Here is a 13,231-nt window from a genome sequence, read left to right as displayed (position 1 = left end):
GTAGTACGCGGCTGCGCGGATAATGGCGGCCTATGTCATCCCCCAAAGTTTTGTTCGGCTTTCATGCCGTTGGCGTGCGCATGAAGACCGCGCCGCAGTCGATTATCGAAGTCCTGTACGAGTCCACGCGGCGCGATGCGCGCATGCGCCAGTTCATCGAACGCGCCAAAGAGGCGGGGGTGCGCCTGATTGAGGCCGATGCCGTGCGCATTGCCAAGCTGGCCGGCAGCCATGGCCACCAGGGCGTGGCTGCACGCGTGGAGCCTGTGGCGCAAATGCATTCGCTCGACGAGCTGCTGGAGCAGTTGGAAGCCGACGGCGTAAAGAACCCGCTGTTGCTGGTTCTGGACGGCGTGACCGACCCGCACAACCTGGGCGCTTGCCTGCGCGTGGCTGATGGTGCTGGCGCGCATGCGGTTATCGCCCCCAAAGACCACGCCGTGGGCCTGAACGCCACCGTGGGCAAAGTGGCCAGCGGTGCGGCCGAGACCATGCCTTACTTCATGGTGACCAACTTGGCGCGCACGCTCAACGAGCTGAAGGAGCGCAATATCTGGATCATCGGCACCAGCGGCGACGCCGACAAGCACCTCTACCAGATGGACCTGACCGGCCCGGTAGCTTTGGTGCTGGGCGCCGAAGGCGACGGTATGCGCCAGCTCACGCGCAAGACCTGCGACGAGCTGATCAGCATTCCTATGCAAGGCGCGGTAGAGAGCCTGAACGTTTCGGTAGCCAGCGGCGTTTGCCTGTACGAGGCGCTGCGCCAGCGCATTGCTGCCGGCGTGGCGGGTACGGCGTCTGCAGCTTCGGCCCGTTTGTGATGGCGGCTTGGCTGGAATAGCCGAACATCCACAATCCGTAGTCCATAGCAAAAGGCTGGGTCACCCCCAGCCTTTTTTGTTGTGCGTTTGTTTGCGCCTGCCTGTTTGTGCGGGTTCAGCGCGCTCTTTTACAGAGTAGCCGCCAGCGCAGCCAACTGGTCGGCGCAAATGCCCCAGCCTGTGTGAAAACCCATGGCTTCGTGCTGTTGGCGCGCCTCTTCCGTCCAGTGGCGGGCGCGGGCGGTGTAGCGGGTGGCGCCGTCGCCTTCGGGATCGAAAGTGACGATGGCTGTCATGAAAGGCTTGGCGCTGGGCAGCCAGCCGGGGCCGTAGGCATCGGTAAAGACGATGCGGCGGTTGGGCACCAGGTCCAGGTACACGCCGGGGTTGGGGAATTCATTGCCGTCCGGATCGCGCATCACCACGGTGCAGCCGCCGCCGGGGCGCAGATCTTGCTCGATGTGCGCTACCGACCAAGGCTTGGGCACAAACCACTGTTTCAGCAGCGCCGGCTCGGTCCAGCAGCGGTAGAGCTTTTCTGGCGATGCGGCAATTACGCGCTCTATCACCAGGTCATTGGGGTGGCTGCTAGTGTTTTGCATGGCGGGCCTTACTGCGCTGCTGGCGCGGCTACGTTCACCATCCATGGCGTGCCAAAACGGTCTTTCACCATGCCAAAGCCGGGCGACCAGAAGGTGGCAGAAAACGGCATGGTCACTTGGCCGCCTTGGGCCAGTGCGTCGAACACGCGTTGGCCTTCAGCGGCGCTGTCCACGCCAATCGACACCCACATGCCTTGTGGCTTTTGGTAGCCGCCACCGCAGCCGTCGGGCTGGCCGGGCATGGCAGGCATGGTGTCGGAGGCCATGATTGCTTGCGCGCCCACTTGCAGGTGCGCGTGCATGATGCGGTTTTTGGCGGCCTCGGGCAGGGGCGGCATGCCAGCGCTGGCCGGCATCTCGCCAAACGTGCCCTGGTAGACAATCTGGCCGCCAAATACCTGGGCGTAAAAAGCCATGGCCTCTGCGCATTGGCCGTCGAAATTGAGGTAAGGGACAAACTGCATAGGCGGCTCCAAAAAACAAAGTTCATCAAGCACGGTTGGCGAGGAGCGCCTATGGTGCAGCTTCGCAAGCCATCTGTCCATGCCTATCTGTTGAGTCTCGGTAGGCGCATGCCGCTTAAGCATTTGTTAAGCAGCCATGAAAAAAGGGTGCACCAGGCACCCTTGGTTTTTGTGTGTTGGGGACGGGTTCAGTCGTCCAGCTTTTCGCGCAGCACGGCGCCCGTTTCGGGGTGAATCTTGAGCTCTACGCGCAAGCCCTTGGCGTTGGTGGCATCGGCTTCCCACACGCCGTCGTCCAGCTCCAGGTCGTGGATGCGGGTGTAGCCCGCCTGCTGCAGCAGCTGGGTGATCTGCGTGGCGCTCAGCACAGGCGCGGCGGTGCCGTTGTTGTTGCTGGCGTTGCCCGATTGGTGCAGCACTTGTAGCGTGACCGGGTGGATGATCAGCTCGGTTTTGCGGTTGTTGGCGTCGCGCACTTCGGCTTCCCAGAAACCGTCGTCAAACTCCAGGTCGTGCAGTTGGGCAAAGCCTTGGGCTTGCAACTGGGCCTCCACTTGCGCAGCGCCGGGGTAGGTGGTGCCCAGGTCGGACTTGCGGATGGTGACCACGCTGCCATCGGTATCGCTGACGAGCGCATAGGCGCGGCTGCCGTCTTGCAGCGTGACCTTGGCGCTCCAGTAGCCGTATTGTTTTTCCAGATTGTGCGGCGCCACCAGGCCGTGCTGGCTCAAGGTGTTCAGCACTTCCTGGGCATTGAAGGCCTGGGCGGCCAGGGGCAGGGCGCCGGCCAGACCGGCAACAGACAACACCAGGGCAATAGCGGTTTTCTTCATACAAGGCTCCATTAAAAAAACAGGGTTGCAGCACCCAGGGCATGGGGCTGATTCGTGATGGCTGTCAGTATGGAAAACCTTGTCTAAACCAAGCATGAAGCCTTCGTTCATGCAGCGTTTAGCTTGTGCCACGCCATAATGCGGGCCATGTGGCAATCTCGATCCTTGGTGTGCAGCTGGGCTGTGGCGGCGCTGGCCTGTGGGCTGGTGCTGGGCTTGCCCGCGCAGGCGGCCGAGCACGATGCTGTGCGCGCTGGGGTGGCTACGGGCAAGTACAAACCGCTGTCCACCATCTTGAACGAGGTGGCTGCCAGCCATGCTGGCCGCGTGGTAGACGTAGAGACCAAGCGCGGCCCCAAGGGCGAGCTGCGTTACGAGATCAAGCTGGTCGACGCCAAGGGCGGCAAGCAGGAGCTGCTGATCGACGCAGCCACCGGCCAAACCGTGGCCAGCCACGCCAAGGACCGCTCGCAGGCTTTGGGCATGGCCGAGCTGGGCGCGTATTTGGCCGCGCTGTCGCACAAGCACAGCGGCCGCATCACCGATGTGGAGTTTGAGCGCGACGGCCAAGGCCGCGGCGTCTACCAGATCAAGCTCAGCGCCGACCAGGCGGGCTACAGCAAGCTGATCATGGATGCCGCCAACGGCCAGGTTTTGCCGTCGCCGGGCGGAAAAACCAAGAGCGGCGCGGCGATCAAGCCCATTGATGAGCTGCTGCAAGCCCTGGCGCCGCGTTTTACCGGCTTGGTGCTGGAGGTGGAGCTGGAGCACGACGATTCTCAGCAACCGTATTACGAGATTGAATTGCTGCAGCCCAATGGCTCGACCTTGGAGCTGAAAGTGGATGCCCGCACGCTGCGGGTGCTGCAGCAAAAAGTGGAGGACTAGGCTGCAATGCGCATTTTGGTGGTGGAGGACGACGCGGCCCTGGCCGCGCAATTGCAAGAGGCGTTGCAGCGCGCCGGCTTCTCGGTCGATGTGGAAGGCGATGGCGAAGGCGCAGCGTTTGCCGGCACCACCGAGCAATACGATGCGGCGGTGCTCGACCTGGGCTTGCCACTGCGCGACGGCCTGAGCGTGCTGCGCGATTGGCGCGAAGCCGGTTGCCAATGGCCGGTGCTGATTTTGACGGCCCGCAACCGCTGGAGCGACAAAGTGGCGGGCTTTACTGCAGGCGCCGATGACTACCTGACCAAGCCTTTCATGATTGACGAAGTGGTGTTGCGCCTGCGGGCCATGTTGCGCCGCACGGCGGGCAGCGCCACCACCGTGCTCAAGGCCGGTGCGCTGGAGTACGACGTGACTGCCGGGCGCTTTTTGCTGGGTGGCCAGGCGCTGCAGTTGACAGCGCAAGAGCACAAAATCCTGGCCTATCTGATGCACCACCCGGACCGCGTGCTCACGCGCACCGAGATCAGCGAGCATGTGTATGCGCGCGATCTGGACCCGGATTCCAACACCTTGGATGTGCTGATTGGCCGCATCCGGCGCAAGCTGGCCCAGCCCGATCTGCTGGTGACCGAGCGCGGCCAGGGTTTCCGGCTCAACCGCCAGGCGGCGGGCTGACGGCCTGCTGCCCACCGCATGACGGAGCCCTCCACGCCCACTGCACCAGGCCCGGCCCGCCGGCCTTGGTCGCTGGCGGCGCGCATCGCCGTGCTGGCACTAGTGCCCACCTTGCTGGCCACCGCAGCCTTGGGCGCTTGGCTGCGCTACGAGGTGCAGGCCAGCCTGTATGCCAGCATGGCGCGCACGCTCGAAGAGAAATCGCAGCGCATCACCGCGCGCCTGCGCAGCTTGCCCGATGGGCGTGTGCAAGAGGCAGCGGGCAGTGGCGACGAGTTCAGCGCCATCTTCTCGGGCTGGTACTGGCAGCTGAGCACGCCGCAGGCCGTGGCTGCGCCGCTGGCACGCTCGCGCTCGCTGTGGGACCAGGCTGATCTGGTGATGGCCGATTCCGCTGTGTGGGGCAGCCAGCTGCTGCAAAGTGCCACCGGCCCACAGAATGAGCCCTTGCTGGCGCAGCGTTTTGCCGTGCAACTGCCGGGTATTGATCCAGCCGTGGAGCTGCAGGTGTACGGCCCGGCGGAAGCGGTGCAGGCGAGCCTGGGCCGCATTGACCGCATCTTGCTGACAGCCGCGGCTTTGCAAGTGCTGTTGCTGGGTGGCTTGGTGTGGCTGCAACTGCGCGTAGGCCTGGTGCCGCTCAAACGCTTGATTGCGGTGATTGCCGGATTGCGCAAAGGCAGCAGCCAGGCGTTGCCTGCTACGGTGCAGATCGCGCAACTGCCCTTGGGCCCTGATCTGGCGCCACTGCAGCGCGAGCTGGTGGCCTTGGTGGAACAGAACGCGCAGGTGGTGCAGCGTGCGCGCTCGCATGCGGCGGATCTGAACCATGCGCTGAAAAAGCCTTTGTCGGTGTTGACGGCGCAAGCGGGCAGCGCGGCCAGCGTACCCTCGGCCCAGGTGCTGCTGCAAGCCACCGCCATGGCGCGGCTGATCGACCGCTACCAGGCCAGAACGCACAGCGACGCCGTGCATGCACCACTGGCTGCCGGGGCAGGGCAGACGGTGGATGTGCTGGCTTGCGCCCGCCAAATGCTGGCCATGCTGCGCCAACTGCACCAGGCGCAAGAGCTGGATTGGCAGTTGCAGCCCGAGGGCGAAGCCGCCGCTTGGCGCTGGCGCGGCGAGCGCGCCGATCTGGAAGAGCTGCTGGGCAACGTGCTGGACAACGCGGGCAAATGGGCGGCTTCTACCGTGCGCCTCACGCTGCAAACTGCTGGCGCAGGCCGCTTGCGCCTGCTGGTGGACGACGACGGCCCGGGCATGACTGAGGCACAGATGCAGACTGCCGGCGAGCGCGGCCTGCGCTTTGACGAAACCGTGGACGGCAGCGGCCTGGGCCTGGCGATTGCGCAGCAAATTGCCAGCAGCTATGGCGGCGCTTTGCAATTGCGCAAAAGTGCCGCGCTCAAAGGTCTGCAAGTGCAGTTGGAGCTGGGCGGTTTACTCGACTAAGCATGCTGGTACTGCGCTTGGCGTATGCTGCGCGCTCCGTTTTTCAAAAGCTAGTATGACTGTTGCGCCCGCCCATTCCCCCACCGAAGCCGATATCGACCAGGTTCGCCAATGGATTGCCGAGGCGCGCCACATGCTGGTGTTGACGGGTGCGGGCGTGAGCGCCGAATCGGGTGTGCCCACTTTTCGTGACGCGCAGACGGGCTTTTGGGCCCAGTACAGCGCTGAGGAAATGGCCAGCGAAGCCGGCTATCTGGCCAACCCGCAGCGCGTTTGGGACTGGTACCAGTACCGGCGCGAGCTGGTGCGCAAGGTGGCGCCCAACCCCGGGCATTTTGCGTTGGCCAAGTGGCAGCAACAGTACCCTGAGCGCCTGAGCCTGGTGACCCAGAACGTGGACGGCCTGCACCAGCGCGCCGGCAGCCAAGGCGTGCTGTGCCTGCACGGCAACCTGATGGAAGACCGCTGGCTGCTGCGCCCCAAGCCTTGCTGCGACATGCGCTTTACCGAAGACGACGCGCCGCCGCAATGCCCTGGCTGCGGCAACTATGTGCGCCCGGCCGTGGTGTGGTTTGGCGAAAACCTGCCGCGCGCCGAGCTGGAGCAAGCGCAAGACGCTGCCAAGGGCTGCGATGTGATGCTGGTAATTGGCACCAGCGGCAACGTTTACCCGGCCGCTGGTTTGGCGCATATTGCAGCACGCGGCGGTGCCAAGGTGGTGATCATCAACCCGCAGCCCACAGGGCTGGACGAGGTGGCCGATGTACGTTTGCGGGGGGCGTCGGCGGTGTTGCTGCCGCAGCTGTTGCAGACGGCATAAAGCGCGCTGAAATAAAAAAGCGGCCAGCGCCGGAAAACCAGGCGCTGGCCGCATTGGCAGCTGGGTGTACTCAGGCCTCGGCGCTGGCGGCGTTCAGGGTGGCCATGGCGGCGTCGTCGAGTTGCAGGCGGCTGGCTTTGAGCAGCGATTGCAGCTGCTGCAAATTGCTGGCGCTGGCAATTGGCGAGCTGATGCCGGGTTGGCGCATGACCCAGGCCACGGCCACTTCGCCGAGTTCGGCGCCCAGGCGCTGCGCCACTTGCTCCATGGCGGTCAGAATGCCCAGGCCGCGCTCATTCAAGTACAGGCTGGTGGTTTTGGCGCCGCGCGGGCTCTTGCTGGCGTCGGCTGCCGTGCGGTATTTGCCGGTCAAAAAGCCGGCGGCCAGCGAGTAGAAATTGATGACGCCGACCTGGTTTTGCACGCACAGCGGCTGCAGCTCTTTCTCGAACACGGCGCGGTCGTACAGGTTGTAGAGCGGCTGCAGGCTTTCGTAGCGGGTCAGGCGGTGCTTTTCGCTGGTTTGCAGGGCTTCGGCCAAGCGTGCTGCGCTGTAGTTGCTGGCGCCCACGGCGCGCACCTTGCCTTGCTGTATCAGCTCACCGAAGGTGCCCATCACGTCTTCGAGCGGCACGTTCGGGTCGTCGTCGTGCGATTGGTAGAGGTCGATGTAGTCGGTTTGCAGGCGCTGCAGCGAGGCATCTACCGCCTCGCGAATGTATTGGGGGCGCAGGCCGACTTTGCCGTCGCCCATGTCTTTGCCAACCTTGGTGGCCAGCACCAGTTGGTGGCGCTTGCCCGATTTGCGCAGCCATTTGCCGATGACGCTCTCTGACTCGCCACCCTGGTGGCCGGGTGCCCAGCGCGAGTACACGTCGGCCGTGTCGACAAAGTTCATTCCGGCATCGAGCCAGGCGTCAAGCAGGCTGAAGCTGGTGGCCTCGTCGGCCGTCCAGCCAAACACATTGCCGCCAAAGCACAGCGGAGATACCTGGAGCGGCGAGCGGCCGAGCGGGCGCAGGGAAGTGGTCATGGTGGCAGATTTCTCACGGTGATGAATACGCTGGCGGCCATTATCGGCAAGGTCTGCTGGCTGGCAATCAAGTGCATGACAATTTGTACCGAGCAGCGGCTTACGCATGAGCGCATTTGGAATGGCAATGCCAGCGCGCACGGGCATGCGGTGCTCCACCAGCACGAAGCCATGGTGCGCAAAAAACGGCTGCGCTGCCAGGCTGACGTCGGCGCTCAGTTGCGGCAAATGCCGCGTTTGCGCCAAGGCCAGCAAGTGCTGCATCAAGGCCGTGCCCAGGCCTTGGCGGGCCTGGCCGCCGCGTACAAAAAAGTGGTCTATGTAACCGCTGCTTTCCAGGCTGGCATAGCCAAGCATTTGGCCGCCTTGCTCCAGCACCCAAGGCTGCATGGCGTTCATGCGTGCCTGCCAGGTGGCGAAATCTCTGCCCGCCGGCGCCCAGGCCTGGCGCTGCGCCAGGCTGTAGTAGGGCGCTGCCGTTATATGGACGGCAGAGTTGAAGATGTCCAGCAGCGCGGCAGCGTCGCTGCTCTGGTAGGGGCGGATTCGCATTTCAAGAGGGCGGTAGAAGAAGATTTGATGTAGCGCAAGCTGGTTTTGACGATGGTTTCGGGCAGGGGAACCGAGTTTGCCGCGCTATCAAAATTGGGGTACAACCTGCTTACACGCAACAACAAATAGGAGTGATGGCCATGTTCAAGCATATTCTGGTTCCCGTCGACGGTTCGCCCACCTCGATGCTGGCGGTGCAAAAAGCCGCTGGTCTGGCCAAGGCTTTCAACAGCCAAGTCACCGCGGTGTATGTGATTGATCCGTATCCGTTTACCGGCGTCGGCGCTGATTTTGCGTACGGTCAGGCGCAGTACCTGTCGGCCGCCACGTCAGACGCGCATGCCGCGCTGGACACCGTCAAGTCGTCGATGGAGCAAGCTGGCGTGCCGGTGGAGACCGTGATGGGCGAAGGCCATTCGGTGCACGACGGCATCATGGAAGCGGCCAAAACCACGGGTGCCGACCTGATCGTGATGGGCTCGCACGGCCGCCGCGGCCTCGAAAAGCTGGTGCTCGGCAGCGTGACGCAGCGGGTACTGAGCGACAGCCTGATCCCTGTGCTGGTGGTGCGCCAGTAAGCCCGCCCCGCTTCCCCGAGCGATGCCAGAGCGCTGTCCCGTTGCGGGCCAACCAGGCAGTCGCCCTGAAAGACTCCATTGCGGAGTCTTTTTTTATGCCCACCAAAGTGGTGCGTGCGCTAGCGGTGAGCAGCGCAGGATGAGCAGGGGGTTTCTGGCGAACGCTGCCCATTGCGCGACGGGGCAGGGCAACGGCGATTGCCAAGCGCAGCCACGGTTTGCACTGCTTTGGTGCACCCTGATGCACGCCATAGCCAGAGAGTAATTGGTATCTGTTTCAATTGATAAAAATTGTTAAAAGGGTGAGGTTCTTTCCCTAGAATCGAGCCCCTTCAACAAAGTGATTGATCAGGCAACGATGCGTTTTTCTCGACTGGAACAGTTAAGCAGTTTGGTTTTCAGTGCGGCCTTGCTGGCTGGCTGCGGTGGTGGCGGCGGTGAATCCGGCAGCCCCAGCCCGGCACCGGCGCCGCAACCGCCTGTGCAAGTGCCCAGCCCGCCCAGCCAGCCAGAAGAACCCAGCACGCCCAGCCAACCCGAGGTGCCCGAGCAACCCGGGACTCCTGGCACACCGGGCCAGCCCAATGAGGGCGATGGTTCGCTGGGCACACCTTCGCCTTCACCTTCACCTGCGCCGTCGCCTGCACCCATCCCTGCGCCATCGCCATCGCCTTCACCTGCACCTGAGCCGGCACCAGCACCAGCACCAAGCCCGTCACCGGCTCCAAGCCCGGCGCCTACTCCGGCGCCCAGCCCAACGCCTGCACCAAGCCCAACGCCTGCACCAAGTCCTGCGCCTGCTCCAAGCCCAACGCCCACACCTGCACCTAGCCCGGCGCCTGCTCCCAGTCCGGCTCCGACGCCAGCGCCCGAGCCCGCACCAGCGCCCAGTCCCGCTCCTACGCCAGCACCTGAGCCCGCACCGGCTCCAAGCCCGGCACCCACGCCAGCGCCCGAGCCAGCACCCGCTCCAAGCCCGGCGCCCACGCCAGCTCCTGAGCCGGCACCTGCACCCAGCCCAGCGCCGGCTCCTGGCTACCCCGAGCCCACTGGCGCCCTGGTGGCGCCGCTCACGGCCAAGGCTTTTTACGATTTCGACAAGACCGGCGCGGTGCGCGCGGTGCGCAACGACCTGGGCGGCTCGCTGCCCGGCATGGTGCAGTTTGCGCAAGACCACACGGTGGACCCCTCGGGCAACGAAGCCAAGGAGATGCCGCGCCTGACCATGTCGCGCGAAGCCATGGTGCTGATCACGCCCGATCCATCGCTGACCGGCATCAGCGCCATGCAGGTAACGGCTACGCTCAACGGCGCCACGCTGGGCACCATCCAGCTACGCCAGCCCGAGGCCATCTTCCGCTCGGATTACTCAGCCACCGACGGCCGCAGCGATTACGTCTATTCCAAACGCGCCTGGACGGGCGTGCTGCCCTGGCAATGGGTGCAGCCCGGCCTGGAGCTGCGCGTGGCCGACAACCAGAACCGCAGCGGCAGCCTGGCGGCCAAGGCCATCGATTTTGCTGGCGCGGGCGAGCTGGTGGTGCAAAGCATCCGCATCGGCATGCTGACCACGCCCGAGGTCAGCCCTGGCAAGCAGCTGTTCCGCTCCAATCCGGTGAAGGCGGCGACCGACTATTTCCAGACCATTCCGGCTGCCAAGATCACCGCCAGCTATTACGAAGATGTCAGCCTGCCCAAGGTGATGGTGGCTACCGGCGTCATTTACGACAAGGCCAGCGCCGGCAACGGCGGCTGGTATGAGGGAGACATGCGCGAGAACACCGCCAAGTCCACCTTCAGCGTCGGCATCAATATGGCCAACTATGGCGTCACCAGCTCCAGCATGGTCAGCCAGGCCCAGCCGCAGGCCATTCAGACGGCCACCATCCACCACGCTCGCGGCGTGTACGCCAACGGCACCATGCCTCACGGTTACAGCGGCGGCAACAGCATCCTGACGCTCGACAACAGCGTGGGCAACGAGTTCAGCCACGAGATCGGCCACCACTACGGCCTGGGCCACTACCCGGGGCAGAGCGGTGACAACTACTTCTGGTCGGTGCACCACCACGACAGTGGCTGGGGCTATATGGGCCACCGCAAGCGCATGCGCTCGAACATTTTGTGGCAGCGCCCTGTCACCGGTGGCCTGTCCGGCTCGGCGACCTTGGACAACACCTACCGCTTTGCGCCCGATTCGATGGCCGGCGGCGATTTCCAAAGCGCGCTGTCCTCGTACACGCACTACACCGGCTACAGCACCAGGCGCGCCATCCAGCCCGCTATCGGCAACAAAGCCGTGCCCGACAAAGATGCCAGTTCCGGCTACCGCATGTGGAACGCCAGCACGCGCACCATGGAAGACAAGGCGCCGAGCGTGCCAGTGCAAAAAGAGGTTTGGTACAACAACGCCACCACCTTCGCCAAGCCGCGTTTGTATGGCGTGCCGGTAATCACCATTCTCGGCGGCTACGATCCGCAAACCAACAACGCCTTGCTCTACCAGCCGCTGCGCGGCAACTGGGGCAATGTGTTCAATCTGCCCAGCGAGGCTTATGACAAGGACCCTGTAACCCGAAACTGCTGGTTGGACGTAAGCTTTGCCGCTGGCAATACCCAGCGTATTGCCGTAGCAGGTCGGCGCATGAACACCGGCGGCACCTACGTCGCCAACAAACTGCACGTCAACCTGGCCCAGTCCGAAAACCCGACCCAGGCCGTGCTGCAGTGCCAGACCAAGGGCGCACCTGCGGCGGAAACCTTGTACACGCTGGACATTCCGCAGTCCACCACGGCCATGCCAGCGCCGGTGATTGTGGGCAAGGAATACGGTTACTCCGCCTTGCGTGCGGTTGAGCTGCCTGCGCTGGACGCTGCCTTGCAGGCCTTTGCCGGCAAGGAGATGCTCACGCTGAGCGCAGCCAACCAGGTACTGCTCGACAGCTACCGCGACAACGCCAGCGAACTGTCTGCGCCAGCACGCACGCAATTGCAGCGCTACGACGCGCAGCAAAGCCTGGGCCTGCGCCTGAACCGCTGGATGAATGCCTACGCTACCGATCTGGGCAAGGGCGTGACCGAGGCGCAGACCGCCCTGGTCAGCTTTGTGCGCCAACTGGGCTTTAGCGAAACCAGCCTGGTGCCTGCCGCCCAGACCATGACCATGACCAATGGCAACTGCATCCAGAAATACGGCAACAGCGTGCGCGTGGCGGGCAAAGCCTTGTGCACCGGCGGGCCGGACGAGCAGTGGATTCTGGACGCCCGTGGCGCCATCCACAGCCGCAGCGACCTGGGCCTGTGCCTGACCGATCCGGGCAACAGTGGTGGCGACGTGAAGCTCAGCGCCTGCTCTGCCACCAGCGACAACCAGGCCTGGGACACCAGCACCCCCAAGAAGATCACGCGCGGCGGCCGCTGCATGGATTTGAACACCGGCAAGCTCGGCAGTGATGGCACCAACCGCCTCATCGTCTACGGCTGCACGGGCGGCGCCAACCAGCAGTGGAGCGGGCTGGTCAACAGCAACAGCTTGTTGATGACGCTGCTGAGCAACGACAACCTGCGCCTGCTGGCCACCATTCCGCAGAAGTAAGGGCTGCTGCCAAATAAATGGGAGGGAGAGCAGCGTGGGGCTGGCCGCTGGGCCGCCCCACAAAGCTGCCTTGGCGCGCACGGTTTTCGCTGTAGGCGTAAGCTGACAAACCAAGCATTTTTCTGCCACTTTTTATCTGCGGATCGAGCCCAGCATGCAAGCTTTCCCACCTCCTTATTGCGATGCCAACAGCGTTGACAGCACCTTGCGTGCCTACGGTTATGCCGTGCTCAGCCCGGCCGCGGTGGCGCAGTGGGCGGGCTGTGCGGCAGAGCAACTGGCGGCTTTGGTGCCCAGCTGGGATGGCATGCCGGATGACGCTTACCTGAAGGATGGTGGCCGCTACCGCAAGCGCCGCCATTCTTGCTATGTGGTCAGTAATGGCGCAGTGCAAACCGTGCCGCACCGTGCGCACTGGCAGCCGCTGCAATACAACGCTTTGCATGGCGGCATGCAGCGCTGGTTTGAACCGGTGCTGCCCGCTACGCAACAGAACCCGGCCTGGAACCAGCTGCTGCTGGCGCTGGGCCGCAGCGCCAATGCCTTGTTTGACACCACAGCCAACGAGCCCTGGTACACCGAGGCGCACCAGTTCCGTATCGACACCGCCGACGGCATTGGCCGCCCCACGCCGGAAGGCGCGCACCGCGACGGCGTGGATCTGGTGGCCGTGTTTCTGGTGGGGCGCGAAAACATCAAAGGCGGCGAAACCCGCGTCTTCGATGCCAACGGCCCGCAAGGCCTGCGCTTTACCTTGACCGAGCCCTGGTCGCTGATGCTGCTCGACGACGCACGCATGATCCACGAGAGCACGCCCATCCAGCCGCTGGGTGAGGCCGGTGGTCACCGCGATACCTGGGTGGTGACGCTGCGTCGCCAGGCGTTTCAGGGCGACGAGTAATGGGGGAT

At 64.0% G+C, this 13,231-nt stretch carries 12 protein-coding genes and 1 pseudogene; 8 read left to right on the top strand and 5 right to left on the bottom strand.

Translation table 11 applies throughout. The features are described 5' to 3' along the window. Positions 1–32: 32 nt before the first annotated feature. Positions 33–824 carry a 23S rRNA (guanosine(2251)-2'-O)-methyltransferase RlmB gene (gene rlmB, locus ACFIQF_RS20580; protein ID WP_393945513.1) on the top strand — a complete coding sequence of 264 codons (792 nt, stop codon included), beginning with the start codon at positions 33–35 and terminating at the stop codon, positions 822–824. A gap of 128 nt (positions 825–952) precedes the next feature. Here rlmB and ACFIQF_RS20575 read toward each other — a convergent pair whose 3' ends face one another. From ACFIQF_RS20575 to ACFIQF_RS20565, 3 genes are all read right to left on the bottom strand, one after another. After that, on the bottom strand, positions 953–1,426 hold the full coding sequence (locus ACFIQF_RS20575) for an SRPBCC family protein (protein ID WP_393945512.1): 474 nt from the start codon (positions 1,424–1,426) through the stop codon (positions 953–955). A gap of 8 nt (positions 1,427–1,434) precedes the next feature. Further along, positions 1,435–1,890: a VOC family protein gene (locus tag ACFIQF_RS20570; protein WP_393945511.1), complete on the bottom strand. Its 456-nt coding sequence runs from the start codon at positions 1,888–1,890 to the stop codon at positions 1,435–1,437. Between the two features lie 188 nt (positions 1,891–2,078). After that, positions 2,079–2,723 (bottom strand): PepSY domain-containing protein, encoded by a 645-nt coding sequence (locus tag ACFIQF_RS20565; protein WP_393945510.1) that lies wholly within the window; start codon positions 2,721–2,723, stop codon positions 2,079–2,081. Positions 2,724–2,870: 147 nt separating this feature from the next. Between ACFIQF_RS20565 and ACFIQF_RS20560 the strand changes: the two genes are divergently transcribed. The 4 genes from ACFIQF_RS20560 to ACFIQF_RS20545 are packed head-to-tail and all read left to right on the top strand — an operon-like array spanning position 2,871 to position 6,564. Then, positions 2,871–3,611 carry a PepSY domain-containing protein gene (locus ACFIQF_RS20560; RefSeq protein WP_393945509.1) on the top strand — a complete coding sequence of 247 codons (741 nt, stop codon included), beginning with the start codon at positions 2,871–2,873 and terminating at the stop codon, positions 3,609–3,611. Positions 3,612–3,617: 6 nt separating this feature from the next. Further along, positions 3,618–4,289 carry a response regulator transcription factor gene (locus tag ACFIQF_RS20555; protein ID WP_393945508.1) on the top strand — a complete coding sequence of 224 codons (672 nt, stop codon included), beginning with the start codon at positions 3,618–3,620 and terminating at the stop codon, positions 4,287–4,289. Between the two features lie 18 nt (positions 4,290–4,307). Then, on the top strand, positions 4,308–5,744 hold the full coding sequence (locus tag ACFIQF_RS20550) for a sensor histidine kinase (RefSeq protein ID WP_393945507.1): 1,437 nt from the start codon (positions 4,308–4,310) through the stop codon (positions 5,742–5,744). 55 nt (positions 5,745–5,799) lie between these two features. Continuing rightward, complete coding sequence (locus ACFIQF_RS20545; protein ID WP_393945506.1) at positions 5,800–6,564, top strand: SIR2 family NAD-dependent protein deacylase; 765 nt, start codon at positions 5,800–5,802, stop codon at positions 6,562–6,564. 70 nt (positions 6,565–6,634) lie between these two features. On the opposite strand, the gene ACFIQF_RS20540 is transcribed toward ACFIQF_RS20545, so the two are convergent. Together ACFIQF_RS20540 and ACFIQF_RS20535 are read right to left on the bottom strand one after the other, a co-directional pair. Beyond that, on the bottom strand, positions 6,635–7,597 hold the full coding sequence (locus tag ACFIQF_RS20540; protein WP_393945542.1) for an aldo/keto reductase: 963 nt from the start codon (positions 7,595–7,597) through the stop codon (positions 6,635–6,637). Positions 7,598–7,735: 138 nt separating this feature from the next. Next, positions 7,736–8,149: pseudogene (locus ACFIQF_RS20535) on the bottom strand (GNAT family N-acetyltransferase); the annotation flags it as partial. A 140-nt stretch (positions 8,150–8,289) separates the two neighbouring features. Here ACFIQF_RS20535 and ACFIQF_RS20530 point away from each other — a divergent pair. The 3 genes from ACFIQF_RS20530 to ACFIQF_RS20520 all read left to right on the top strand — a co-directional run bounded on the left by ACFIQF_RS20530 (position 8,290) and on the right by ACFIQF_RS20520 (position 13,223). Further along, positions 8,290–8,727, top strand: a complete 438-nt coding sequence (locus ACFIQF_RS20530) for a universal stress protein (protein ID WP_393945505.1) — start codon at positions 8,290–8,292, stop codon at positions 8,725–8,727. A 358-nt stretch (positions 8,728–9,085) separates the two neighbouring features. Further along, positions 9,086–12,322: a M66 family metalloprotease gene (locus tag ACFIQF_RS20525; RefSeq protein WP_393945504.1), complete on the top strand. Its 3,237-nt coding sequence runs from the start codon at positions 9,086–9,088 to the stop codon at positions 12,320–12,322. Positions 12,323–12,476: 154 nt separating this feature from the next. Next, positions 12,477–13,223: a 2OG-Fe dioxygenase family protein gene (locus tag ACFIQF_RS20520; protein ID WP_393945503.1), complete on the top strand. Its 747-nt coding sequence runs from the start codon at positions 12,477–12,479 to the stop codon at positions 13,221–13,223. The last annotated feature ends 8 nt before the right edge of the window (positions 13,224–13,231 follow it).

The organism is Comamonas trifloxystrobinivorans (genome assembly GCF_043359985.1).
In the GTDB taxonomy this organism is placed as follows: Bacteria; Pseudomonadota; Gammaproteobacteria; order Burkholderiales; family Burkholderiaceae_C; genus Comamonas; species Comamonas trifloxystrobinivorans.
The sequence above is the reverse complement of the archived record's forward strand: the minus strand, read 5'-3'. Positions and strand labels throughout refer to the sequence as shown.